The sequence below is a fragment of the Streptomyces pimonensis genome, from assembly GCF_041380215.1.
In the GTDB taxonomy this organism is placed as follows: domain Bacteria; phylum Actinomycetota; class Actinomycetes; order Streptomycetales; family Streptomycetaceae; genus Streptomyces; species Streptomyces pimonensis.
In genome coordinates this window covers 35,431-57,789 of record NZ_JAHWZY010000038.1, presented here as the reverse complement: position 1 = coordinate 57,789, position 22,359 = coordinate 35,431, and the positions used below count along the sequence as shown (strand labels likewise).

The window sequence follows — 22,359 nt, the reverse complement described above, 5'->3', positions numbered from 1 at the left end:
GGGCTAGCCTGACGGTGTTCACCGTCAACCTCATGAGGAATCAGCAGATGGCAAAGGTCACGGTGCGGTACTGGGCCGCCGCCAAGGCCGCGGCCGGGGTGGCCGAGGAGACGTACGAGGCGGCCACGCTCGCCGAGGCGCTCGCCGCGGTGCGCGGGCGGCATTCCGGCGAACTCGCACGCGTGCTGCTGCGGTGCTCGTTCCTCGTCGACGGTGAACCCGTGGGCAAGCGCGCGCATGAGACGGTACGGCTGGCCGACGGCGGCACGGTCGAGGTGCTTCCGCCGTTCGCAGGAGGGTGAGCGATGACGAACCAGCCGTACGGGGCGGACCCGTACCAGGACCCGCAGTGGGCCCCGGGCGCGTGGCCGGGGCAGCAGCAGGCGTACGAGGACCCGTACGCGGACCAGCAGTACACGCAGCAGTGGCAGGGGCAGACGTGGGAGACGCAGACGCAGCCGCCGGTGGCCGCGTCGTACGCTCCGGTCTCCCCCGCTCCTGTTCCCGATCCCGCTTTCGCTCCCACGCCTGTCACGCCTGCCACACCTGTCCCGGCGACTGACGGGTCCGGGCCCGAGTACGGGCCCGCCACGCTGGGCGGGAACGCGCGGGTCACGGACGCGCAGCGGGCGCGGGCCGAGGGACGGTCGCCGATCATCGAGCCGGGGATGCAGCCGGCGCTGCTCACCGCGCTGCTGGGGCTGTTGCTGGCCGGTGGGGCGGCGCTGGGGACGTACGCGCTGCTGGTGCCGTTGGTGGTGCTCCAGGGGCTCACGGCGGCGGGCTGGTTCCGGCTGAACGGGATGTGGCCGGCGCGGCAGGGGATCGCGCTGGGGTTCCTCGGCGCGCTGGCCGCGGACGCGGCGCTGCTGCTGTCCGACCGGTCGCCGGCGGCGATCCTGGGGACGCTGGGCGTGTGGGTGCTGCTGTCGCTGGTGCTGCAGCTGCGGTCGCACGCGGACCCCGACGAGCGGATGTACGGCCTGATGGCGACGGTCGTGGCGGCGGCGCTGGCGATCGCGGCGGGCGGGTACCTGGCGGCGGACGCCTCCGCGGTGACCGTGGGCGCGATCGCCGTGGCGGCGGGGGTGGTGGCGCGGGCGCTGCCGCTGCCGACGCCGGTGTCCGTGGTGGTCGCGGTGGCGGCCGCGGCGGGTGCGGGGTTCGCGGTCGAGGGGCCGGCGGGGGCGTTGGTGGGGGCGGGCGCGGCGGTGTGCGCGCTGATCGGCCACCGGGCGGCGAGCTACGACTACCCCTCCCGCTTCGTCCACTTCACCGCGGGCGTGGCCCTGCCCCTGACCGCGGCGGCCCCCGCGGTCCACACCCTGGCCCGCGTGCTCTCCTGACGGCCGCCGGGGCGGGCCCCTGTCACAAGTGATCGACAATCCCCCGCCCCCGCCCTCCCCGGCACTACCCTCGCGCTGGGACGGCCGCCCGGTCGTCGACGAACGTCGTCGTCACACACCCGGTGAGGGAAGACCGCATGCGCGCACTGCGAATACTGCTCGTCGTCACGGTGGCGCTGGGCGCCGTCCTCCTCGTCGTCGACCGCGTGGCCGTCCACGTCGCCGAGGGCGAGGCGGCCGACCGGCTGAAGGCGACCGAGAACCTGGCGCACACCCCCGACGTGTCGATCGACGGCTTCCCGTTCCTGACCCAGCTCGCCGACGGCACCCTCGACGAGGTGCGGGTGGGCATCGAGGACTACGAGGCCGACACCGGCGACGGCGCCCGGACGATCCGGATCGCCGGCCTGAGCGCGGACCTGCACGACGTCGACTTCTCCACCGACTTCAGCTCCGCCGTTGCCGCCGATGCCACCGGCACGGCCACCATCGCCTACGACGAACTGCTCGAGGCCGCCGCCTCCGAGCCCGGCCGGGCGGGCCCCGGCGTCACCGCCCGGATCGTCGGGCTGTCCGACGGCGGCAACGGGAAGATCAAGGTCGCGGTGGAGGCCACCGTGCTGGGCGTCGAGCTGCCCGAGCCGGTCTCCGTGCTCAGCTCCGTGACGGTCGTGGACGGCGACACCGTGCGCGTGAAGGCCGACGCGGTGCCGGAGTTCGGTGGGGCCGAGATGGTCGAGTCCGGCGTGCGGCGGATCACCGACTTCGAGCAGAGGATCGACGGACTGCCGGGCGGCATCCGGCTGGACGAGGTCCGGGCCACGGAGGCCGGGGTGGAGATCACGGTGAAGGGTTCCGACGTCCGTCTGGTCGGGTAGGGGGCGGTTTGGGCGAGATCCCGTCCGAGAAGTGAGACGAGCGTGTCCGTAGGGTAAATCCGCCCGCAGCCGTCCGGGCGGGCGGGGCGGCGGGACGGTGGTTCCCGAAGGCGTACGTCCCGCATGACGGACGATCGCGTCTCAACATGCGACACACCGGTGACATGCGCACCCGTCCGTCCCTACGATCGGACCCATGCGGTGTCAGACGAGCGTCCTCCGGCCGGGGGGACAGGCGGATCTCACGAAGCGGCGGGCAGTGGACCTGTGCCGTGTCGCCGCCATGCTCTGTCGCACCTTCTGACGAGCGGACGCCCCGCCGTCCGCGTTCCCGCCCCGCCCCGCCGAGGCCACCCGTGCGCCGACCCCATCGAGGCCGCGCGCACCCTCTCACCCGCACGCCCCGCCGTAACTGCCCCGGAGGAGAAACAGCATGAGCCGCAGCGACGTCCTGGTCGACGCCGACTGGGTCCAGGAGCACCTGGACGACCCCACCGTCGTCATCGTCGAGGTGGACGAGGACACCACCGCCTACGAGAAGAACCACATCAGGAATGCCGTCCGGATCGACTGGACCAAGGACCTGCAGGACCCGGTCCGCCGTGACTTCGTCGACCAGGAGGGCTTCGAGAAGCTCCTGTCGGACAAGGGCATCGGCAACGACCACACGGTCGTCCTCTACGGCGGCAACAACAACTGGTTCGCCTCGTACGCCTACTGGTACTTCAAGCTGTACGGCCACGAGAACGTCAAGCTCCTCGACGGCGGCCGCAAGAAGTGGGAGCTCGACGCCCGCGAGCTGGTCCCCGGCGACGAGGTGCCGGAGCGCCCGAAGACCGAGTACAAGGCCAAGCCGCAGGACGCGTCCATCCGTGCCTTCCGCGACGACGTCGTGGCCGCCATCGGCAGCCAGAACCTGGTCGACGTGCGCTCGCCCGACGAGTTCTCCGGCAAGCTGCTCGCCCCGGCCCACCTGCCGCAGGAGCAGTCGCAGCGCCCGGGCCACGTCCCGACCGCCGCGAACATCCCGTGGTCGAAGAACGCCAACGACGACGGCACCTTCAAGTCCGACGAGGAGCTCAAGGCGCTCTACGAGGCAGAGCAGGTCGACCTGTCCAAGGACACCATCGCCTACTGCCGCATCGGTGAGCGCTCCGCGCTGACCTGGTTCGTGCTGCACGAGCTGCTCGGCGTGGAGAACGTCAAGAACTACGACGGCTCCTGGACCGAGTACGGCTCCCTCGTCGGCGTGCCGATCGAGCTCGGCCCCGGCAGGTAACCCCTCCCGACCGACCCTTCCAGACCACTTCAGGAGTACGACATGTGCGGTGCGAAGGCCGGCGGCCCGGACGCCTCGACGATCAAGCCCGGTGAGACCACCATCCAGGGCCAGGTGACCCGCGACGGGGAGCCGGTGACGGGCTACGTCCGTCTGCTGGACTCGACCGGAGAGTTCACCGCGGAGGTCCCGACCTCCGCCACCGGACAGTTCCGCTTCTATGCGGCGGAGGGCACCTGGACCGTCCGCGCCCTGGTGCCCGGCGGCACCGCCGACCGCACGGTCGTCGCCCAGCAGGGCGGGCTGGCCGAGGTCGCGATCGCGGTCTGAGGACACGGGAACGGCCGGAGGGCCGCACCCCACGGGTTGGACGCCCGGGGTGCGGCCCTCCGGTGCGTCCGGACCTGCGCTGGACGTATGTACGCGCGCAGGCGGCACGTCCACTTCGTCATGACCGGCGCCTGCGTCGGGCTGTTCGTCCTGGCCGGGGGCGTGGTGCGGCTGTGGTCGGTGCCGGCGGCCGTGGGCATGCGCCTCGTGGCCATGGTCATCCCGCCGGTCGCCGCGATGGGTCGCCAACCGGCGGGGGCCGGAGGACCGGTGGTGGGCCGACCCGTCCGGCGATCCGGAGTCCGACGCGTGGTGGAACGAGCTGGACGGCAGGAAGCGGCCCCGGTGGAGCGGGCCGCTCAGTAGACGAGCGCCTGGGCCCCGTCGGTCAGGGACTCCTGCACGAAGACCTGTGCGCCGGCGATGCGCACGCCCTCGATGACGTCCTTCTCGGTGATGTCGCGGCGGGCCGCGCACTGGGTGCACAGGGTGATCCGGCCGGTGGCCAGGACCGAGTCCAGCAGGTCGGGCAGCGGGGCGGCGTGCGGCAGTTCGAACTCGGCCGCCCTGCCCGGCAGGGCGAACCACGCGGACTCGCCGGTGAGCCACAGGGAGACCTCGACCCCGCTGGCGGCGGCCACCGCCGCCACCGTGAACGCCTGCGAGCAGCGCTCGGGTGCGTCGGTTCCCGCGGTCACTTTGATCACAAGCTTCTTCGCCATGACCGAATCGTAATCATGATCGCTACAACTTCGGCCGATGCCTGTGGGTCTCCTGTGCGCGTGGACGGAATACGCGCTTCGCCTTCTGTGGGAGACGTCTTGGAACAACCGGAAGAAGCAGCCGCCGCCCCGGGCGCGCCGGAACCTGCGGATGCGCCCGAGGGCACTGCGACCCCGAAGAAGTCGGCGGACGCGGCCCCGGAGGCTCCGGGGGGCCCGGTTCCGGAGTCTCCCGGGACACCGGCTCCGGACGCGGCCCGGAAACGCCGGCGGGGGCGCACGGCCGTGCTGATCGCCGTCGCGGCCGTGCTCGGCGTGGTCGCCGGTACCTGCACCGGATACCTCGTCCAGGCCGACCGCGAGCCCACCGGGCTGCCTCCGCTGTCGCAGCCGGTGCTCGCGCAGTCGAGGGGTGAGGCGCCCGAGCCGTTGCCGGCAGCCCGGGACCGCCGCGTGAGGACCGACGGCGACCTGCGTGAGCTGCTGCTGGAGAAGCCGCGGGGGGCGCGGGAGCCCGGTTGGCCGGTGGGCGAGGACGGCTGGATGGAACTCGCCGAGTACGCCGGTTACTACGAGGAATCCGGCTCGATGTTCGGGCAGCTGGCCATGGACGAGTTCCGCAGGGCGGCCGTCGTCGGCTGGCTCGACGACGACGGCTACAGCGTGGAGATCCGGCTGGTCCAGTTCCGCCAGGAGGAGACCCTGGCGGCCGCGGACAGCGTCGAGAACGGCCAGTACTGGGCGGAGGACGGGGAGGACACGGACAGCTGGGCCGTCCCCGGCACCGAGGAGGGCCGGGCGTACGTCCACCGCAGCCCCGACGTCGAACCCGGCTACGAGCCCCTGTACGGCGCGGAGGCGCATGCCTGGCGCGGTGACATCGCCATGGAGGTCTGGGTGCACGGGAGCAAGCCCGTTCCCAAGAAAATGATCATGGATCTGGCCGAGCGGCAGATGGAGCGGCTGTGAACGAGACACAGAACCCGGCACCCGTGCCCTCCGCCCCGCCCGTGCCCTCCGCCCCGCCCGTCCTCGACGAGACCGCCGCCGCGGCCCCCGCGAAGCGGCCCGTGCGGTGGGGCCGCGTCGCGGCCGTCGCCGGCTCCGCGCTGCTGGCCGGGGTCGTCGTCGCGGGCGTCGGGTACACCGTCGTGACCGTGCGGGACGCCGACCGTGACGCCGGCGCGGCCGAATGGAAGTTCCCCGGTGCGGCGGCCGAGGACAAGGCCGCCGCGGGTGGGGCGGCCGAGGAGCGGGGACTGGCCGGGGTGCTCGTGCCGTACGGGTACGACCACTGGTTCCCGGGTCCGGACTTCGGCGAGTTCGGCTCGGACGCGCAGCTCGGCGGCGCCCGGGCCACGGCGCTGCAGAAGGAGTCGCTGCGCGATCTGCCGCGCTCGGAGCGCAGGCGGCTGGAGAAGGAGATCGACAGCTGGCGCGTCGAGGGCATGGCGATGCGCAGCTACACCAGCGGGTCGAACAGCGTCTACAACGAGGACGAGGTCCACACCGTGGGCATCGTCCTCGCCCGGATGGAGAACAAGGCCGCCGTGCGGGACTTCGCGCGGTTCCAGACCGAGTTCCTCGACGCCCTGGACGTCTTCCGCGAGGGACCGAGGATCAAGGGTCACGAGGACGCCCGGTGCTTCCTGCCGCCGGCGGACGCGGAGACCGACCTCGACACGATGCAGTGCTCGGCCCACGTCGGCGACGTCCTGGTCACCCTCACCGCGGACGGCGCGAAGCCGCTGGACACCGAGAGCGTCGCCGCACTGTTCCGCGAGCAGCTCGACCGCATCGACGAACCGGGGAAGGCCGTATGACCGAGCAGCCGCAGACCCTCGTACCCGCCCCGCCCGCGGAGCCGCCGGCGGTACCGCCGGTACCGGCGGTACCAGACGTATCAGATGTACAGGATGTATCAGTCGTGCCGGACGCGGTGGCCGTGCCAGATGCGCCGGCCGTGCCGGACGCGGTGGCCGATCCGGGGTCGCCGGCGCGCAAGGACCGCCGGGCGCTGCGCGCCGCCCTGCGCTGGACCGCCGCCGTCGTGGTCTTCGCCGTGGCCGGCGCGGGCACGGCGTACGGCGTCACCCGGATGGAACGGACGGACGTGCCCGGTCTGGCGACCGTCTCCGACGGCCGGTGGGACTACCCGGAGCTGACGAAGCCGCCGCTGCCCGTCGGCAGCCCCGGACCGCAGGCGGAGTCCAATCCGGCCGGCACCCACCACGCCGACCTGCGCGCCCTCCTGCTGCCCGCCCCGGAGGGGGCGAAGGAGAACGAGGCGCTGCGCGGCGAGGACGGCTGGCTGGCGGCGGACGACTTCCTCGAGGAGTACGCGGAGGAGGACCAGCGGGACACCTTCCGGCAGCAGCTCGTCGACGGCGGTCTGCGGCACATCGCGGCCCGCGGCTGGACGACCGCGGACGGCACCCGGACGAGGATCTACCTGCTGCGGTTCGACACCGCGGCCATGGTCGAGGGGGGCTTCTTCCTGCCCCACTTCTCGTACATCTCGGCCTACCGGGTGCGGGGCGCCGAGAGCATCGACAGCGACGAGTCGTTCCCGGCGAAGGCGGAGGTCGCGGGCGTCCGGCGCTCGGCCCAGGTCGAGACCGAGCCCTACGGCGCCGAGCAGGAGCGGCTGGCCTACCTCGCCGCCGGTGACGTCCTCGCCGTCGTGCTGCAGTCCCGGAAGGGGACCGCGCACGCCGTGCCGTTCCGGCAGACGGTCGTGCTGCAGAGCCAGCTGCTGGGCTGAGACGCGGGGAGGACACACCTCGCACGACAGGGCCGGGCCATGGCCGCGTAAGCTGGGGTCCGGCCCCGTGCACACCACCGCACCCCGCTCAAGGAGCACCCGTGGAACTCTTCTTCGAAATCCTGTTGGTCCTGGTTGCCGTCGGCGTCCTCGCCTTCGCCGGGCTGACCGTGAAGAAGCTGTACCAGGGCCAGCGCTGATCACCGACGCCAGGAAGTTCCGCTCATGATCGAGATCCCGTCCGACCTGCACAAGGACCTCGTCCCGCTCGCCTTCCTGCTCGGCAACTGGGCCGGCGCCGGCGTGCACGACTTCCCCGGTGCCGAGAAGTGCAACTTCGGCCAGGAGGTCACGTTCACCCACGACGGCCGGGACTTCCTGGAGTACAGCTCCCGCACCTGGGTGCTGGACGGCGACGGCAACAAGGTCCGTCCGCTGGAGTCGGAGCACGGCTTCTGGCGCATCGACGCGAACCGCAAGGTCGAGGTGACGATGACCCGCGACGACGGCGTCATCGAGATCTGGTACGGCGAACTGGCCGACCAGAAGCCGCAGATCGACCTGGTCACGGACGCGGTGGCGCGCACCGCGGCCTCGCGGCCCTACACCGGCGGCAAGCGGCTGTACGGCTACGTCAAGAGCGACCTGATGTGGGTCGGCGAGAAGCAGACACCCGAGGTCGAGCTGCGTCCCTACATGTCGGCGCACCTGAAGAAGGTCGTCACCCCGGAGGAGGTCGAGCGCTGGGCCAAGGCCCTGCCCGACGACATGCCGGACGACGGGATCGCCTTCTTCAAGTAGGCCTTCTTCGAGCGGACCCTCTTCGGCGGGGCACGGGTCGCTCTAGACTCGTGGTGTGGTGAGCACCGACTGGAAGAGCGACCTCAGGCAGCGCGGCTACCGGCTGACTCCGCAGCGGCAGCTGGTGCTCGAAGCCGTGGACACCCTCGAGCACGCGACCCCCGAGGACATCCTCGGCGAGGTGAGGAGGACGGCGTCGGGGGTCAACATTTCCACCGTGTACCGCACGCTGGAGCTCCTCGAGGAGCTGGGGCTCGTCAGCCACGCCCACCTCGGGCACGGGGCGCCGACGTACCACCTCGCCGACCGGCACCACCACATCCACCTGGTCTGCCGGGACTGCACGAACGTGATCGAGGCCGACCTCTCGGTGGCCGCCGAGTTCACCGCCAAGCTGCGCGAGCAGTTCGGTTTCGACACCGACATGAAGCACTTCGCGATCTTCGGCCGGTGCGAGGACTGCTCCCTGAAGGCTTCGGCCGCCGAGTCGTAGGCTTGGCGCATGAAGAGCCCCCTGCTGACCCTGCCCGGCGCCGTCCCCGCCGAGGGCGTGGACGAAGGCGTGGCCGCCCACTACGGCGACCTGTTCCGTGAGCAGCGCGCCCTCGCCGAGGGCACCGGTTTCGTCGACCTGTCCCACCGCGGGGTCGTCACTGTGTCCGGCCCGGAGCGGCTGTCCTGGCTGCACCTGCTGCTCACCCAGCACGTCAGCGACCTGCCGCCGCACCAGGCCACCGAAGCGCTGGTACTCTCCGCCAACGGCCACATCGAGCACGCGCTCTACCTGGTCGACGACGGTGAGACGGTCTGGGCGCACGTCGAGCCCGGCACCCGGGAGGCGCTGATCGCGTACCTGGAGTCGATGAAGTTCTTCTACCGGGTCGAGATCGCCGACCGCACCGCCGACACCGCGGTGGTGCACCTGCCGGCCGGTTCCATCGCGGAGGCGCCCGAAGGGGTCGCCGTCCGCGAGACGCCGTACGGGCGGGATCTGTTCCTGCCACGCGGCGACCTGGAGTCGTACGCCCGGAAGGCGGGGCCGGCCGCCGGGATCCTCGCGCACGAGGCGCTGCGGGTCGAGCAGCGCCGGCCGCGGCTCGGTTTCGAGACCGACCACCGCACCATCCCGCACGAGCTGGGCTGGATCGGCACCGCCGTGCACCTGCAGAAGGGCTGCTACCGGGGGCAGGAGACGGTGGCCCGGGTGCAGAACCTGGGGAAGCCGCCGCGCCGGCTGGTCTTCCTGCACCTGGACGGCAGTGAGGTCCACCTGCCGCCGGCGGGCACGGAGATCAGGCTCGCGGACGACGGCCCGGACGGGCGGAAGATCGGGTTCGTCACCACGTCCGTGCGCCACCACGAGCTGGGGCCGGCCGCGCTGGCGCTGGTGAAGCGGAACGTGCCGGTGGACGCGCGGCTGGTCGCCGGGGACACGGCCGCCGCGCAGGAGACCGTCGTCGAGCCCTGAGCCGTACGGTTCAGACCTCCAGCAGGACGGTGAACGGGCCGTCGTTGGTCAGCGACACCCGCATTTCCGCGCCGAAGCGGCCCGTCGCCACCGTCGCGCCCAGCGCGCGCAGCCGGGCCACCACCTCGTCGACCAGCGGCTCGGCGAGGTCGCCGGGTGCGGCGGCGTTCCAGGTGGGGCGGCGGCCCTTGCGGGCGTCGCCGTACAGGGTGAACTGGCTGATCACCAGCAGCGGGGCGTCGACGTCGCTGCACGACTTCTCGTCCTGGAGCATCCGGACCGACCAGAGCTTGCGGGCGAGCTGCGCCGCCTTCTCCTCGGTGTCCTCGTGGGTGACGCCCACGAGGACGCACAGCCCCTCGCCCTCGATCGCCCCCACCGTCTCGCCGTCCACGACCACGCGCGCGCCGTCGACCCTCTGTACCACTGCTCGCATACGACCATCATGCCGGTCGGCGAACAGGCGGCCGACGGCGGCCCGCGGGGGACCCCGGCCGGGCTATTTTTACTCCTTAACGCCCATCTGGGGCGGATCGGGGGCACTCGCTCACAATGTGGCCGCCCGGGGTGGCACGATGCTGGCACACGCCGGTCGAGGGGACGGTTGAGGCACATGAGCACACCAGGGATCGGGCAGCCGCTGGGGGCTGTCCCGTCGACCCAAGTGGGGATCGGGGAACGGGAGTTCTGCCGGCCGCCCACACAGCGCACGGACAGCCCGGTGCTGCCCGAGGACCGGGCGGTGCGCGATCTGGCCGTGCTCGGCCTGGCCGAGCTGCGCGCGGTGCGGCGGGACGCGCAGCGTGACGAGGCCGACCTCAGTTATGTGCGGCGGCTGCTGCAGGGGCGGATCGACATCCTGCGGGCGGAGCTGACCCGGCGCCTCCCACGGGAGGCGCCCTCGGCCGTCGCGCCGGGGGAGGCCTCCGTCATCGAGCGGCTGGCGGAGATCCTGCGGGACACCCCGGCCCGGCACCGCTCCTCCGCCCGGCACGTGACGCTGGGGACGCCGCAGGGCGAGGAGTACCGGCGGCTGGCGTCCGAGATGCTCGCCGAGGTGGAGCTGTCCGACCTGGGCGCGCGCACGGACGGGGAGCTGAACGCCGCGATGGGACGGCTCGTGCGGTACGAGCAGCAGGTGTCCCGGCGCCGGCAGCGGCTGCAGTGCACGGCCGACGAGTGCAGCGCGGAGATCGCGCGCCGGTACCGGGACGGGGAGGCGCAGGTCGACGACCTGCTCACGTGAGCGGGCCGGGGGAAACCTCTTCGACACCCGGCGCGCGGCCGACCTACCGTGAGCCCATGACCTCCCGCGCCGACATCGACGTACGCCCGATCACCGGGTCCGAGTTCGCCGACTGGCAACGCGCCCTGAACACCGGGTTCCTGCGGGAGCCCACCCTGTCCGGGGAGATCCTCGACGCGCGCCGGGCGCAGTTCACGCCCGGCCGGTCGGTCGGGGCCTTCGACGACGGGCGCTGCGTGGCGACGTTCCGGTCCTTCGCGCAGGAGCTGACGGTGGTCGGCGGGGCGACCGTGCCCGCCGGCGCCGTCACCAACGTCACCGTCACCGCCACCCACCGCCGTCGCGGTCTGCTCACCCGGATGATGGCGCAGGACCTCGCCGCGGCGAAGGAGCGCGGGGACGTCGTCGCGACGCTGATCGCGGCCGAGTACCCGATCTACGGCCGGTACGGTTTCGGCCCGGCCACCACGGCGACCGAGTGGACCGTCGACGTGCCGCGCGCCGGTCTCGACCCGCGCCGGGCGGGCCCGGAGGACGGCGGCCGGGTCGACCTCGTGGACGCGGAGGACGTCCGCAGGCTCGGCCCCGAACTGCACGAGCGGCTGCGCTGCATCCAGCCGGGCGCCGTCAGCCGGGACGAGCTGTGGTGGAAGACCACGACCGGCGCCGTGCGCTTCCACCCGACCTTCCAGGAGCCGTACCACGCGGTGTACCGCTCGGCCGGCGGCGAGGTCGAGGGCATGGCCGCCTACACGGCCGACGACCACTGGGGGGACGCCAAGCAGCCGTTGAACACGGCACGGGTGAAGTGGCTGACCGCGGTGACCCCGGCCGCCGAACGGGCGCTGTGGCTCTACCTGTGTTCCGTCGACTGGGTGACGCGGGTGAGGAGCGGCTGGCGGGCGCCCGACGATCTGCTCCCGCATCTCCTGCCGGACCCGCGCGCCGCCGCCGTCACCACACAGGCGGACTGGCTGTGGGTGCGGATGCTGGACGTCGTACGGGCCCTCGGGGCGCGGACGTACGGGGCCGCGGGGTCGCTGGTGCTGGAGGTGACCGACCGGGCCGGACTGGCCGGTGGGCGTTACCGCCTCGAGGCGTCCGCGGACGGGGCCGGGGTCTGTGCGCCGACCACCGGGAGCGCCGATCTCACGCTGGACGTCGCCGACCTGTCCGTGCTGTGGCTGGGGGACGAGTCGGCGGTGCGCCTCGCGGCGCTGGGCCGGGTCCGGGAAGAACGAGCGGGCGCCGCCCGTCAGGTCGACGCCCTGCTGCGTACCTCCAGGCGACCGTGGTGCCCGGACGTGTTCTGAGCGCTGTCGCTCCCGCGCGCCTGTTGCCCTCTCCTTCCGCCGACGACGGGAGACTCGTCCGTAGCGAGCTGTTCGGTTGTGGTGGTGCGGGGGTGCCCGCCGACGGGACTCCCGGCTCCCCTCCGGAGTGGAGCCCGGCGGCGGTCCGTGCGGTGTGCTGTCAGCCGGACCGGGCGAGCAGCATCACGAGGACGACCGCGCCGGTGCCGCTGATCACGGTGTTGCGCGCCTTGACGCCCACGGTGAGGGCGACGAAGGCGATGATTCCCATCGGCCCGTACTTCCACTGGACGAGTTGCTCGAACCCGACGGCCAGGGCTGCGAGGACGATGGCGATGAGCGGCATGACGGTCCCCCTTGTCGTTCGTGGCCTCCATCCCACTCCCCGGCGGTCGGCCCTCCGGACCGTCGACCAGGTTGCGGAAGTTGGTTACCAACTTGCTTTTGGTTATAGCCATTTGAGAGAGGCCTGTAACCACTCTCCGCCGAACTGCAGGAAGATGGCGGGAAATTGTAGTGTTCGGATGTGGACCCGGAACACGTCTCCGCCCATGGGGGGAGGAAGCCGCAGCGGCCGCAGCCCACGCCTCGTGAGGTGGCCGACGAACTGCGTGCGCGGATCAGGCCAGGGGTGCTGCGGCCGGGCCGGCGCATGCCCACCCGGGCCCGGCTCGCCGCCGAGTCCGGTGTGGAGCGCCCCGCGGTGCGCCAGGCGCTGCGCGTCCTGCAGTCCGAGCGATTGCTCACCGACGTCTCCAAGGGCACCCCGGCGACCGTCGCCGCCGGCCCCGGCGGGGCGCTGACCGGCCCCTCGGCGCCCCCGCTGCCCACCGCGGCGGGCCTCGCGCCCAGGACGCCGCCGCCTTCGAGGCCGGGCACGTCGGGATCGACGCCGTCTGCCTGACCTCGATCTCGCTCACCCCGGCCCTCGGGGAGCCGCTGCGCCGGATCCACTTCGGACGGCTGAAACCGGCCAGGATCGACCTCCGGGTGCTGCTGCCCGGCCGGGACCTCGACCTCGCCTTCCCGGTGCCGGTCGAGGGGCGCGACGACGCCGGGGACCCGGTGCACGAGCGGTGGCTGATCCAGCGCAACGCCCAGGCCCGGGTGCTGCGCCACAACCTGCTCGCTCTGCGCGCCACCCACGGCGTCGACGTGAGCGTCTCCTTCCGCGCGCTGCCGTTCACCCCGCCGGTGAAGCTGTACCTGCTCAACGGCGGGGAGGCGCTGATCGGCTACTACATGCTGACCCGGCGCGCAGCAGGGCGCAGATCGGCCAGGAGTGCCCGGAGACGTACGACGCGCAGGGCGCCCGTCCCTGCTGTTCGCCTTCGAGCAGGGACCGTCCTGCGGGGCACCGCGTTCGTCGAGTGGTCGCGCCTGTGGTTCGACGCCCTGTGGGAGACCATCGGTTCGGATCTGGTGCTCACGGGCTGACGTCTCCCGCGGGCTCGGGGCGGCGGTGGCTTCTCACAGGGCCGGCCTCGTCACCAGCAGCGCGAGCAGGACGGCTCCGGCGGAGCTGATCCCCGGCCGGTTCGACCTGACGCCTATGGTGAGCAGCAGCAGGCCGAGGACGCCGGCCGCGCCGTACTTCCACTGGACGAGCTGTTCCACGGTGACGACCAGGACGGCGGGGACGAGGGCGAGGACGGGCACGGCGCGTTCCTCCTTCGGGTGCGGGCCGGAGCTGCGGAACCAGAGACTCGCCAACTTGGAAAAGTTGGTGACCAACTCTGCCTAGGTTGTCCCCACTTGGCCCCTCTCCATAAACAACTTTCAAACAACTCCCTTCAAATGGATCGAAGTTGTAACGTCTTGTCGTGACCCAGGAGAACGTCTCAGTGAACGGCAGCAGCAGAGTCCCGCCGCAGGAGATCGCCGACATCCTGCGGGAACGCATCCGGGCCGGCGAGCTCAGGGCGGGCGATCGCCTGCCCACTCAGGCCGAGCTGGCCGAGGAGTTCGGTGTGGAGCGCGGCACCGTCCGCCAGGCCCTGCGCGCCCTCCAGGAGGACGGCCTGCTCAGCAACGTCAGCAAGGGCAGCCCGCCGCGGATCGCCGAACCGGCCCCCGCCCGGGAGGAGCCCCGGCCGACGATGGTGGGGCTGGCGCCACGCCTGACGGAAGCGTTCTCGGCGGCCCACGTGCGGATCGACGCGGTGTGCCTGACCGCCGAGAGCCTGATGCTGGCGCTGAGCGAACCGGTCCGGCGCATCCACGAGGGTCGCACCCGTCCAGAGTCGGTCGACGTCCGCCTCCTGCTGCCCTCCCGGAGGATCAACCTGGCCTTCCCCGTCCCGGTCGAGGGGCGCGACGGCACCGACGGCCCGGTGCACGAGCGGTGGCTGATCCAGCGCAACGCCCAGGCCCGGGTGCTGCGCCACAACCTGCTCGCCCTGCGCGCCACCCACGGCGTCGACGTGAGCGTCTCCTTCCGCGCGCTGCCGTTCACCCCGCCGGTGAAGCTGTACCTGCTCAACGGCGGGGAGGCGCTGATCGGCTACTACATGCTGACCCGGCGCGAGGAGGAGTGGGAGAGCCACACCCTGGAGATGTACGACGCCCTGGGCTCCCAGTCCCTCCTCTTCCCCTTCACCGAGCGGGAAGGGCAGCGGGAGCGGGCGTTCGTGGAGGAATCCCGGAAGTGGTTCGACGCCCTGTGGGGGACCATCACGACGGACCTGACGCTCTCCTAGCCCCTGGGACGGAACGGGCCGGCGCGGGCCGTGGCCGTAGGCTCGCCGCATGAGCGAGATCGGCCTGCGGGAGCGCAAGAAGCGGCGGATGTACCGGACCGTGTCGGACATCGCGGTCCGGCTCTTCCTGGAGCGCGGCTTCGACGCCGTGTCCGTCGCCGAGGTGGCGGCCGCGGCCGAGATCTCCAAGCCGACGCTCTTCCGGTACTTCCCGGCGAAGGAGGACCTCGTCCTGTACCGGATCGCCGATCACGAGGGCGAGGCGGCCCGGGTGGCCGCGGAGGGACCGACGCCGGTCGAGGCGCTGCGGCGGCACTTCCTGGACGGACTCCGGCGGTGCGATCCGGTCACCGGGCTCAACGACGACCCCGAGGTACTGGCCTTCCACACGCTGCTGTACGGCACGCCGGCGCTGGTGGCACGGCTGTACGGGTATCTGGAGCGGTCCGAGGAGGCGTTGGCCGGGGTGCTCGGGGGCGGGCTCGACGCGCGGCTGGCGGCGGGGCAGATCATCGCCGTACGACGGATCCTCGCGCAGGAGAACTGGCGGCGGATCGCGGCGGGGGAGCGGGTCGGGGACGTCCGGGACGACGCGGTGGCGGCGGCCGGGCGGGCGTTCGGGGTGCTGGCGGAGGCGCTGCCGCGATTGATGAACTGAGTAAAAAATGTAACTCGGTTGCTTTATTCGGTACGCTCGGTGGAATGACGCCACCCGAGCACGCCCTCGAACGGGAACGCACCCACCACGACCGCTGCCGCACCGCCCTCGCCGCCATGGCCGCCGGAGCCGACGAGCAGGTCGTCACCGGCGAGGACGTCTCCGCCTCCGGGGCCGACGCCGAGGTCCTCGGGTACCGGCTGCGCAGCCACGCCGAGGAGCTGCGGCGACTGCCCCCGGGACCGCTGTTCTTCGGGCGGCTGGACTTCGCGCGGGGCGACACCGGTCACTCGGGGCAGAGCTACCACGTCGGACGGCTGCGGATCACCGAGCACCCCGCCGCCCCGCCCCTCGTCGTCGACTGGCGGGCGCCCGTCTCCCGCGCCTTCTACCAGGCCACCGCCCGTGACCCGCAGGGCGTCGCCGTGCGCCGGCGGTTCGGCTGGGCGCCCGGCAGCCGGGGCGACTCCGCCGACCTGACCGGCCTGGAGGACGAGCACCTGGGGCGGGGGGAGGAGCGGGTCAGCGGCATCGTCGCCCGGGAGGTCGAGCGGCCCCGCACCGGCCCCATGCGGGACATCGCGGCCACCATCCAGCCCGAGCAGGACGACCTCGTCCGCGGGGACCTCGGCCTCTCCGTGTGCGTGCAGGGCGCTCCCGGCACCGGCAAGACCGCCGTCGGCCTGCACCGGGCGGCCTACCTGCTCTACACCCACCCGCAGCGCGTCCGGCGCGGCGGACTCCTCGTCCTCGGCCCCCACCGCACCTTCCTCTCCTACATCTCCGAGGTCCTGCCCGCCCTCGGCGAGACCGGCGTACGGCAGTCGACCCTCGCCGAGGAGATCGCCCGGCACCCCGTCACCGGGACCGACGACGAGCGCGCCGCCGTCGTCAAGCACGACGTCCGGATGGCCGAGGTGCTGCGCCGAACCCTGTACGCGCGGGTGCGCACGGACCCGGCCGACTGCCTCGCCGTGCCCGACGGTTCGTACCGCTGGCGCCTCGAGCCGGAGGAACTGGCGCGGATCGTGACGGAGGTGCGGGCCGGGAAGCCGCCGTACGGCGTCGGGCGGGAGCGGGTGCGGGCCCGGATCGTGCGGGCCGTGCGGGAACGGGCCGAGCGGCGCGGCGGCCCGCGCGGCGCCGCCTGGGTGCGCCGGATCGAGCGGGCGCGGCCGGTGTCGGCGTACGTCGACACCGTGTGGCCGCGGGCGCGGGCGGAGGAGGTGGTGGCCGGACTGCTGGGTGACCCCGAGGCGCTGGCCGTCGCCGCCGAGGGGCTGCTGGACGCGGAGGAGCAGAAGGCGGTGCTGTGGGCGGGGCCGCCGCGGTCGTGGAAGTCGGCGCGCTGGTCGGCCGCGGACCTGGTGCTGCTCGACGAGGTCGCCGGGCTGGTCGAGCACCCCGAGGGGTATGGGCACGTCGTGGTCGACGAGGCCCAGGACCTCTCCCCGATGGAGTGCCGGGCCATCGCCCGGCGGACCGCCTTCGGCTCGCTCACCGTGCTGGGCGACCTCGCGCAGGGGACGACCCCCTGGGCGGCCCGCTCGTGGTCGGCGGTGCTGCGGCACCTGGGGAAGCCGGACGCGGCCGTGATCCCGCTGACCACGGGATTCCGGGTGCCGCGGGCGGTGGTCACGCTCACCAACCGGCTCCTGGAACGGCTGGACGTCGACGTGCCGGCGGCCCGCTCCCTGCGCGGCGACGGCGAGCTGCGCACGCGGGAGGTCGCCGGGCCGGACGGGGTGCCGGACGCGGTCGTGGCCGCCGTGCGGGACGCGCTGGAGCGGGAGGGATCCGTCGGCGTCGTGGCGGCGGACGCGGACGTGCCCCGGCTGCGGCGGGCGCTGGCCGGGGCGGGGGTGGAGGCGTCGGGTCCGGAGGAGCCGGGCGCACGGGTCGCGGTGGTGCCGGCGAGCGTCGTCAAGGGCCTGGAGTACGACCACGTGGTGGCCGTCGAGCCCGCGGCGATCGCGGAGGCGGAGGAGCGGGGGCTGCACCGGCTGTACGTGGTGCTGACCCGGGCGGTGTCCCGGCTGGAGATGGTGCGGTCGCGGGAGCTGCCCTTCTGACCTCCGTCAGCGGCGGGCGACCATCTCGGCGACCCGGGTGAAGCCGTCCGTGCCGTGCCCGAGCGCGATGACCCGCCGGGCCTGGCCCTCGATCACCCGCATCACGCTCGCGTCGATGCCGTGGGCCTCGGAGGCGTGGACGACGTGGGCCATGGTCGAGGCGGCCGAGGTGATCGGGTTCAGCTCGCCCGAGTACGTGCCGGCGTCGGCGTCCGCCGCGAACTCCGCGAACAGGGGCGGGAGGATCGCGGCGATACCCTGGGCGAAGGGGGCGAGTTCCGTCGCGGTGACGCCCTCCGCGCGGGCCACGGCGAGGGCGTGCGCGTAGCCGGCCATCGACGTCCAGAAGATGTCGAGCAGCGCGATGTCGTACGCCGCCGCCCGGCCGGCCTCCTCCCCGAGGTGGGTGTGGCTGCCGCCGAGCGCCGCCAGCACGGGCCGGTGCTCCCGGTACAGCTCCGCGGGGCCGCTGTGCAGGAACACCGCGTCGTCCGTGCCGATGGTCGGGGTCGGGGTCATGATCGCGCCGTCCAGGTAGCGGACGCCGTGCCGACCGGCCCACCCGGCCGTGTCCCGGGCGCGTTCGGGGGTGTCGGCGCTCAGGTTCACGACCGTACGGCCCTTGAGGGCGGCGGTCACGGCGTCCTGGCGCAGCACGACGTCCGAGGCGTCGTAGTTCACCACGCAGACGACGGTGAGCGGGGCGGCGGAGACCGCCTCCTCGGGCGACGACGCCGGGACCGCGCCCCGGGCGATCAGCTCGGCGTCCCGGCCGGGCGTGCGGTTCCAGACGGTGGTGCGCACCCCCGCGTCCAGGAACGCGCCGGCCAGCGCCCGGCCCATCGGACCGAGACCGAGGACGGTGACGGAGGGCTGGTCGGTGTGCACAGACATGTTTCAACTCCCATAATATTCACGACGATTGCTGAGGAAAGGGGCAGGGCATGGCGCACCGGCGCCACGATCCGGACGTCTGCGGGGTGACCGCCGCGATCGCCGTGATCGAGGGGAAGTGGAAGACCACGCTGCTGTGGCTGCTGGAGTCCGGACCGCACCGGCCGGCCGCGCTGCGCCGGAAGGTGCCGGGCCTCACCGAGAAGGTGCTGACCCAGGCGCTGCGCGAGATGGAGGCGGACGGGCTGGTGCACCGGGAGGTGCACGACGTGCTGCCGCCGAAGACGGTCTACTCCCTGACCGCGTTCGGCCGCGAGCTCGCCGGGGCGCTGGCTCCCCTGTCCGACTGGGGCCACCGCCGCCTGGAGAGGCTGACCGAGGCCCCGGCCTCCTGACGGGCGGCCGTTCCCGCTCCCTTCCCCTCCGGCGCCCGCAACCAGGTTCGCCGGGCTCCGCCGCGCTGCCAAGTACGCACAAAAAAGTGCGTATGCCCGCCGTCGGGACGCCAGGTGGCGCTCGTGCGGACGCGTTAGGATCCGGGTTCCGCACGGAGGCACGGAGGGGAGACGCGTGAGCGAGACCGAGGTCGCCACCGCCCCCCGGCCCCTGCTGCTGGCCGACGGCCGGCCGGCCGCGCGGGCCTGGTCGCTGGACCCCGCCCTGCGCCACCTCAACCACGGTTCGTTCGGCGCCGTACCGCTGGTCGCCCAGGAGCGGCAGCAGGAGTTGCGCGCGCGGATGGAGGGCGCCCCGGTCGTGTGGTTCTCCGAGCTGCCGCGGCGGCTCGCGGCGGCCCGGGCCGACCTCGCCGCCTTCCTCGGCGCGGACCCCCAGGACCTCGCCCTGGTGCCGAACGCGAGCGCCGGCGCGAGCGTCGTGTACGCCGGCCTGGACCGCCGGGGCGGCGGGGAGATCGTCGTCACCGACCACGGCTACGGCGCCGTGACGACGGGCGCCGAACGGCTGGCCCGCCGCTGGGGCGGCCGGGTGCGCACCGCCGCGGTGCCGCTGGACGCCGGAGAGGAGCAGGCCTACGAGGCGGTGATGGCCGAGGTGGGCGAGGCCACCGGGCTCGTCGTCCTCGACCAGGTCACCTCGGCGACCGCCCGCCGGCTGCCGGTGGAGCGGATCAGCGCCGGGACGCGGCGGCGCGGCATCCCGCTGCTCGTGGACGGTGCGCACGCGCCCGGCCTGATCCCCGCCCCGCTCGACGGGTGGGACGGCGACTTCTGGACGGGCAACCTGCACAAGTGGGGCTGCGCGCCGCGCGGCACCGCGGCCCTGGTGGCGCGCGGTCCGCTGCGGGAGGGGTTGTACCCGCTGATCGACTCGTGGGGCACCGCCGACCCGTACCCCGACCGCTTCGACCAGCAGGGCACGCTCGACGCGACCGGCCAACTGGCCGCGGCGACGGCCCTGGACCTCGTCGACCGCGCCTGGGGCTGGTCCGCCGCCCGCCGGTACATGGACGAGCTGGCCGGTTACGGGGCGCGGATCGTGGGCGCCGCGCTCGCCGGGCTGACCGGTGCGGACGCGTCCGTCGACGTCGGCATGCCCGTGCCCGGCATGCGGCTGGTGCGGCTGCCCGACGGCCTCGGCGAGAGCCGCCCGGCGGCCGACGCCCTGCGCGACCGGGCCCCCGCGGAGCTGGGCGTCGAGGCGGCGTTCACCAGCTTCGGCGGAGTCGGCTACCTGCGGCTGTCCGCGCACGTCTACAACACGGCCGAGGACTACGAGTACTTCGCCGAGAAGTGCGTCCCCGTCCTCGGCGAGTGGGCCCGCGCGGCACGGTGAGGGGAGCCGCGCGGGCGGGCCGGTCACGCTTCCCGGCCGGCCTCCCGCGCCACGCGCTCCACAGAACCGCTTGCTCGCGACCGCGTCAGCGACGCCGAGCGGCAGCACGGTCTCGTCGATCCGCCGGGTGACGGGACCGCGCTCCTTCTGCGCCGAGGTCGCGACCTTCCGGATCGCCCCGTCCGGAGCCTGCACGACGCCCCCCGTACCCCCGGAGCGACTTCGCGGCCGGCTTCAGCGGCACGGCGCCGGCGTCCACGGCGGTGCCGAGGGGACCGTCGACGTCGCCCGGCTGGGACACCGTGAACCCCAGCGTGAACCCGCGGAACCCGCTCGTGGCCCCTCCGAGGCGCGCAGCCGGACCTGCCCGTCCGGCCCGAAGACGGTGGAGTGGGAACGGCGGACGGCCGCGGTGTCGGCCACCTCGCGGGTCACGCTTTCGAGGGATGCCATGCCCACCGCGCTAGGCATGCCCGGCAGTCCGGGGCTCCTCGGATCCCGACCGGTCCTCCCGCGGCGGCGGGTCCCAGCCCTTGACGGCCTCCGCGATCCGCAGGGCGGTCTCGGCCGGGGTGAGGTGGGTGGTGTCGACGACCTCGGCCTCGGCGTGCAGCCAGGTGCGGGCCGCCTCGGCGTAGGGCTCCAGGTGGCTGAGGCGGAACGGGGAGTCGGGGCCGAGAACGGTGTCCCCCGCGATGCGCGCGCGGAGGGTCCCCCGGTCGGCGTGCAGGACGAAGTGGCGTACCGGGACGGCGTGGCGGGCGAGGCCCGCGCTGATCTCGCGCCAGTACTCCTCGACCAGGACGGTCATCGGCATCACCAGGGTGCCGCCGGTGTAGTCGAGTACGCGGCGGGCGGTCTCGACGACGAGCGGCCGCCAGGGCGGCCAGTGCTGGAAGTTGTCCGTCACGGGCAGCTCCGGCGTGATGTCCATGAGCGTCTCGCCGACCTTCTCGGCGTCGAACACCCGTGAGTCCGGGACCAGTCGCTGCACGAGTGCGGCGGTCGTCGTCTTGCCCGCGCCGTGGGCGCCGTTGATCCATACGATCACGGGGCCCACGCTAGCGCCGCGCGGGCCGGGGAGCGGGCACAAGGAAGAACCGGTACGCCTGCGGCCTACAGGAAGTCGTACGCCGTCCAGTCGGCGGGCGTGCGGTGGCCGAGCCGCCGGTACAGGGCGTTGCCGGCGGGGTCGCAGAGGTCCGCGAACAGGACGACGTCCTTCGCCCCCGCGGCCGGTGCGGCCCGGCTCACCTCCGCCGTCACGGCGCTCGCGCAGCCGCGGCCGCGGCCGCGCAGGTGGGCCGGGGTGTGGACGACGTCCACCTGGATCTGGCCGCCGATCAGCGGGTTCATGCCGGCGAGGGAGACCGGCGTGCCGTCCGGGGTCTCCCCCAGCGTGTAGCGCTTGTCGGCGTAGCGGGTGCCGGCCCAGGAACCGGCGTCGGCGGTGACGTCCTCCCCGACGGACCTGGCGAACTCGCCGCACCAGAGGATGACGTCCTCGAGGTCCCGCTCGCCCAGGACGCGGGCCCGGCCCGCCGGGTGCGGATCCGGTGGGGTGAGCCTGTCGAGGCGGTACAGACGGAGCCGGGTGTCGCGGAGTTCCGGCGTCGCGCCGGTGTGCCGCTGCCAGGTCCCGGCGAAAGCGGTGGCCGTGCCGTGGTCCGCGCTGACGGCGGGGAGGGCGTGCCCGAGGGCGGCCAGGCGGACGGCGAGGGAGTCGGCCTGCTCGGGCGTGAGCGGGGTGGGGCACAGGGCGCGGGGCGGGAGGTGGTGGAAGGCGGCGTGGACCCCGCCCGCCCGCTCCGGCACGCCGAAGACGGCGGCTTCGGCGCCGAAGGCGCGCACCCCGCGTGGGCGCACCCGCTCGGCCCACGTCAGGGCCATGACGTGCCGACCGGGTCGCGCGCAGGAAGCCACCGGCTCGGGCGAGGAAGTCGTCGGCGTCTTCGGTGAGGTGCCAGCCGTTCGGACGCATGCTTCATGATCCTTCCTCGCCGTGGAGGCGCACAGACGGTTCCCGGCCCCTTCCTGTGCCGTGACACACTTTTGCAAGCGGGTGCTTGCAAGAGTTAGCGCGGTGGGGCAGTGT

The 22,359-nt window shown here is 73.3% G+C and carries 25 protein-coding genes and 4 pseudogenes; 21 read left to right on the top strand and 8 right to left on the bottom strand.

Going from position 1 to position 22,359, the window contains the following annotated elements:
* Nucleotides 1-47: 47 nt before the first annotated feature.
* From KYY02_RS28130 to KYY02_RS28100, 7 genes and pseudogenes are all read left to right on the top strand, one after another.
* Complete coding sequence (locus KYY02_RS28130) at nt 48-302, top strand: MoaD/ThiS family protein (RefSeq protein ID WP_371242739.1); 255 nt, start codon at nt 48-50, stop codon at nt 300-302.
* 3 nt (nt 303-305) lie between these two features.
* Nucleotides 306-1,346: a hypothetical protein gene (locus KYY02_RS28125; RefSeq protein ID WP_371242721.1), complete on the top strand. Its 1,041-nt coding sequence runs from the start codon at nt 306-308 to the stop codon at nt 1,344-1,346.
* Nucleotides 1,347-1,483: 137 nt separating this feature from the next.
* Complete coding sequence (locus KYY02_RS28120; protein ID WP_371242719.1) at nt 1,484-2,224, top strand: LmeA family phospholipid-binding protein; 741 nt, start codon at nt 1,484-1,486, stop codon at nt 2,222-2,224.
* A gap of 196 nt (nt 2,225-2,420) precedes the next feature.
* Nucleotides 2,421-2,528, top strand: a complete 108-nt coding sequence (locus tag KYY02_RS28115) for a putative leader peptide (protein ID WP_371242717.1) — start codon at nt 2,421-2,423, stop codon at nt 2,526-2,528.
* Nucleotides 2,529-2,657: 129 nt separating this feature from the next.
* A complete protein-coding gene (locus KYY02_RS28110) occupies nt 2,658-3,503 on the top strand; it encodes a sulfurtransferase (RefSeq protein ID WP_371242715.1) in 846 nt (281 codons plus the stop codon).
* 42 nt (nt 3,504-3,545) lie between these two features.
* Nucleotides 3,546-3,833 (top strand): DUF1416 domain-containing protein, encoded by a 288-nt coding sequence (locus KYY02_RS28105; protein ID WP_004986406.1) that lies wholly within the window; start codon nt 3,546-3,548, stop codon nt 3,831-3,833.
* Nucleotides 3,834-3,920: 87 nt separating this feature from the next.
* Nucleotides 3,921-4,179 (top strand): annotated as a pseudogene (locus tag KYY02_RS28100) (DUF3099 domain-containing protein); the annotation flags it as partial.
* Between the two features lie 13 nt (nt 4,180-4,192).
* Here the strand turns inward: KYY02_RS28100 and KYY02_RS28095 are convergent.
* The gene (locus KYY02_RS28095; protein ID WP_371242713.1) at nt 4,193-4,555 is read right to left on the bottom strand and encodes a DsrE family protein; all 363 of its coding nucleotides are present in this window, start codon (nt 4,553-4,555) and stop codon (nt 4,193-4,195) included.
* A 285-nt stretch (nt 4,556-4,840) separates the two neighbouring features.
* Between KYY02_RS28095 and KYY02_RS28090 the strand changes: the two genes are divergently transcribed.
* The 6 genes from KYY02_RS28090 to ygfZ all read left to right on the top strand — a co-directional run bounded on the left by KYY02_RS28090 (nt 4,841) and on the right by ygfZ (nt 9,588).
* Nucleotides 4,841-5,524: a hypothetical protein gene (locus KYY02_RS28090; protein ID WP_371242711.1), complete on the top strand. Its 684-nt coding sequence runs from the start codon at nt 4,841-4,843 to the stop codon at nt 5,522-5,524.
* Nucleotides 5,521-6,378: a hypothetical protein gene (locus tag KYY02_RS28085; protein ID WP_371242709.1), complete on the top strand. Its 858-nt coding sequence runs from the start codon at nt 5,521-5,523 to the stop codon at nt 6,376-6,378. The genes KYY02_RS28090 and KYY02_RS28085 overlap by 4 nt, the downstream gene beginning before the upstream one ends.
* A complete protein-coding gene (locus tag KYY02_RS28080; protein ID WP_371242707.1) occupies nt 6,375-7,319 on the top strand; it encodes a hypothetical protein in 945 nt (314 codons plus the stop codon). Before KYY02_RS28085 ends, KYY02_RS28080 begins: the two co-directional genes overlap by 4 nt.
* 225 nt (nt 7,320-7,544) lie before the next feature.
* Entirely contained in the window at nt 7,545-8,120 is a 576-nt protein-coding gene (locus tag KYY02_RS28075; RefSeq protein ID WP_371242705.1) for a heme-binding beta-barrel domain-containing protein, read from the top strand.
* Between the two features lie 55 nt (nt 8,121-8,175).
* Nucleotides 8,176-8,613 carry a Fur family transcriptional regulator gene (locus KYY02_RS28070; protein ID WP_371242703.1) on the top strand — a complete coding sequence of 146 codons (438 nt, stop codon included), beginning with the start codon at nt 8,176-8,178 and terminating at the stop codon, nt 8,611-8,613.
* A 9-nt stretch (nt 8,614-8,622) separates the two neighbouring features.
* Entirely contained in the window at nt 8,623-9,588 is a 966-nt protein-coding gene (gene ygfZ, locus KYY02_RS28065) for a CAF17-like 4Fe-4S cluster assembly/insertion protein YgfZ (RefSeq protein ID WP_371242701.1), read from the top strand.
* Between the two features lie 10 nt (nt 9,589-9,598).
* On the opposite strand, the gene dtd is transcribed toward ygfZ, so the two are convergent.
* Complete coding sequence (gene dtd, locus KYY02_RS28060) at nt 9,599-10,024, bottom strand: D-aminoacyl-tRNA deacylase (protein ID WP_371242699.1); 426 nt, start codon at nt 10,022-10,024, stop codon at nt 9,599-9,601.
* A gap of 177 nt (nt 10,025-10,201) precedes the next feature.
* Here dtd and KYY02_RS28055 point away from each other — a divergent pair, with 177 nt between their 5' ends.
* Both KYY02_RS28055 and KYY02_RS28050 read left to right on the top strand, forming a co-directional pair.
* Nucleotides 10,202-10,834, top strand: coding sequence for an RsiG family protein (locus KYY02_RS28055; protein ID WP_371242697.1), 633 nt, complete (start codon nt 10,202-10,204; stop codon nt 10,832-10,834).
* 56 nt (nt 10,835-10,890) lie between these two features.
* The gene (locus tag KYY02_RS28050) at nt 10,891-12,147 is read left to right on the top strand and encodes a GNAT family N-acetyltransferase (protein WP_371242695.1); all 1,257 of its coding nucleotides are present in this window, start codon (nt 10,891-10,893) and stop codon (nt 12,145-12,147) included.
* A gap of 160 nt (nt 12,148-12,307) precedes the next feature.
* Here KYY02_RS28050 and KYY02_RS28045 read toward each other — a convergent pair whose 3' ends face one another.
* Entirely contained in the window at nt 12,308-12,493 is a 186-nt protein-coding gene (locus tag KYY02_RS28045) for a hypothetical protein (RefSeq protein WP_371242693.1), read from the bottom strand.
* 180 nt (nt 12,494-12,673) lie between these two features.
* On the opposite strand from KYY02_RS28045, the pseudogene KYY02_RS28040 reads away from it, so the two are divergent.
* Nucleotides 12,674-13,584 (top strand): annotated as a pseudogene (locus KYY02_RS28040) (winged helix-turn-helix domain-containing protein).
* A gap of 33 nt (nt 13,585-13,617) precedes the next feature.
* Here the strand turns inward: KYY02_RS28040 and KYY02_RS28035 are convergent.
* Nucleotides 13,618-13,806, bottom strand: a complete 189-nt coding sequence (locus KYY02_RS28035; protein ID WP_371242733.1) for a hypothetical protein — start codon at nt 13,804-13,806, stop codon at nt 13,618-13,620.
* A 164-nt stretch (nt 13,807-13,970) separates the two neighbouring features.
* Here KYY02_RS28035 and KYY02_RS28030 point away from each other — a divergent pair, with 164 nt between their 5' ends.
* The 3 genes from KYY02_RS28030 to KYY02_RS28020 are packed head-to-tail and all read left to right on the top strand — an operon-like array spanning nt 13,971 to nt 17,576.
* Entirely contained in the window at nt 13,971-14,846 is an 876-nt protein-coding gene (locus KYY02_RS28030; RefSeq protein ID WP_371242691.1) for a GntR family transcriptional regulator, read from the top strand.
* 49 nt (nt 14,847-14,895) lie between these two features.
* The gene (locus tag KYY02_RS28025) at nt 14,896-15,504 is read left to right on the top strand and encodes a TetR family transcriptional regulator (RefSeq protein WP_371242689.1); all 609 of its coding nucleotides are present in this window, start codon (nt 14,896-14,898) and stop codon (nt 15,502-15,504) included.
* A gap of 44 nt (nt 15,505-15,548) precedes the next feature.
* Nucleotides 15,549-17,576, top strand: coding sequence for a HelD family protein (locus KYY02_RS28020; protein ID WP_371242686.1), 2,028 nt, complete (start codon nt 15,549-15,551; stop codon nt 17,574-17,576).
* A 6-nt stretch (nt 17,577-17,582) separates the two neighbouring features.
* On the opposite strand, the gene KYY02_RS28015 is transcribed toward KYY02_RS28020, so the two are convergent.
* Nucleotides 17,583-18,470 carry an NAD(P)-dependent oxidoreductase gene (locus KYY02_RS28015; RefSeq protein ID WP_371242684.1) on the bottom strand — a complete coding sequence of 296 codons (888 nt, stop codon included), beginning with the start codon at nt 18,468-18,470 and terminating at the stop codon, nt 17,583-17,585.
* 50 nt (nt 18,471-18,520) lie between these two features.
* Between KYY02_RS28015 and KYY02_RS28010 the strand changes: the two genes are divergently transcribed.
* Together KYY02_RS28010 and KYY02_RS28005 are read left to right on the top strand one after the other, a co-directional pair.
* Complete coding sequence (locus KYY02_RS28010; RefSeq protein WP_371242682.1) at nt 18,521-18,865, top strand: winged helix-turn-helix transcriptional regulator; 345 nt, start codon at nt 18,521-18,523, stop codon at nt 18,863-18,865.
* A 175-nt stretch (nt 18,866-19,040) separates the two neighbouring features.
* On the top strand, nt 19,041-20,264 hold the full coding sequence (locus tag KYY02_RS28005) for an aminotransferase class V-fold PLP-dependent enzyme (RefSeq protein WP_371242680.1): 1,224 nt from the start codon (nt 19,041-19,043) through the stop codon (nt 20,262-20,264).
* Between the two features lie 48 nt (nt 20,265-20,312).
* On the opposite strand, the pseudogene KYY02_RS28000 reads toward KYY02_RS28005, so the two are convergent.
* The 3 genes and pseudogenes from KYY02_RS28000 to KYY02_RS27990 form a co-directional block, all read right to left on the bottom strand.
* Nucleotides 20,313-20,717: pseudogene (locus KYY02_RS28000) on the bottom strand (VOC family protein); the annotation flags it as partial.
* A 10-nt stretch (nt 20,718-20,727) separates the two neighbouring features.
* Nucleotides 20,728-21,315, bottom strand: coding sequence for an AAA family ATPase (locus KYY02_RS27995; protein WP_371242678.1), 588 nt, complete (start codon nt 21,313-21,315; stop codon nt 20,728-20,730).
* Nucleotides 21,316-21,380: 65 nt separating this feature from the next.
* Nucleotides 21,381-22,245: pseudogene (locus KYY02_RS27990) on the bottom strand (GNAT family N-acetyltransferase).
* Nucleotides 22,246-22,359: the final 114 nt, after the last annotated feature.

Coding starts and splice junctions, on each gene's coding strand:
- KYY02_RS28130 (WP_371242739.1), top strand. CDS start 48: ATGGCAAAGGTCACGGTGCGGTACTGGGCCGCCGCCAAGGCCGCGGCC.
- KYY02_RS28125 (WP_371242721.1), top strand. CDS start 306: ATGACGAACCAGCCGTACGGGGCGGACCCGTACCAGGACCCGCAGTGG.
- KYY02_RS28120 (WP_371242719.1), top strand. CDS start 1,484: ATGCGCGCACTGCGAATACTGCTCGTCGTCACGGTGGCGCTGGGCGCC.
- KYY02_RS28115 (WP_371242717.1), top strand. CDS start 2,421: ATGCGGTGTCAGACGAGCGTCCTCCGGCCGGGGGGACAGGCGGATCTC.
- KYY02_RS28110 (WP_371242715.1), top strand. CDS start 2,658: ATGAGCCGCAGCGACGTCCTGGTCGACGCCGACTGGGTCCAGGAGCAC.
- KYY02_RS28105 (WP_004986406.1), top strand. CDS start 3,546: ATGTGCGGTGCGAAGGCCGGCGGCCCGGACGCCTCGACGATCAAGCCC.
- KYY02_RS28095 (WP_371242713.1), bottom strand. CDS start 4,555: ATGGCGAAGAAGCTTGTGATCAAAGTGACCGCGGGAACCGACGCACCC.
- KYY02_RS28080 (WP_371242707.1), top strand. CDS start 6,375: ATGACCGAGCAGCCGCAGACCCTCGTACCCGCCCCGCCCGCGGAGCCG.
- KYY02_RS28075 (WP_371242705.1), top strand. CDS start 7,545: ATGATCGAGATCCCGTCCGACCTGCACAAGGACCTCGTCCCGCTCGCC.
- ygfZ (WP_371242701.1), top strand. CDS start 8,623: ATGAAGAGCCCCCTGCTGACCCTGCCCGGCGCCGTCCCCGCCGAGGGC.
- dtd (WP_371242699.1), bottom strand. CDS start 10,024: ATGCGAGCAGTGGTACAGAGGGTCGACGGCGCGCGCGTGGTCGTGGAC.
- KYY02_RS28055 (WP_371242697.1), top strand. CDS start 10,202: ATGAGCACACCAGGGATCGGGCAGCCGCTGGGGGCTGTCCCGTCGACC.
- KYY02_RS28050 (WP_371242695.1), top strand. CDS start 10,891: ATGACCTCCCGCGCCGACATCGACGTACGCCCGATCACCGGGTCCGAG.
- KYY02_RS28045 (WP_371242693.1), bottom strand. CDS start 12,493: ATGCCGCTCATCGCCATCGTCCTCGCAGCCCTGGCCGTCGGGTTCGAG.
- KYY02_RS28025 (WP_371242689.1), top strand. CDS start 14,896: ATGAGCGAGATCGGCCTGCGGGAGCGCAAGAAGCGGCGGATGTACCGG.
- KYY02_RS28020 (WP_371242686.1), top strand. CDS start 15,549: ATGACGCCACCCGAGCACGCCCTCGAACGGGAACGCACCCACCACGAC.
- KYY02_RS28015 (WP_371242684.1), bottom strand. CDS start 18,470: ATGTCTGTGCACACCGACCAGCCCTCCGTCACCGTCCTCGGTCTCGGT.
- KYY02_RS28010 (WP_371242682.1), top strand. CDS start 18,521: ATGGCGCACCGGCGCCACGATCCGGACGTCTGCGGGGTGACCGCCGCG.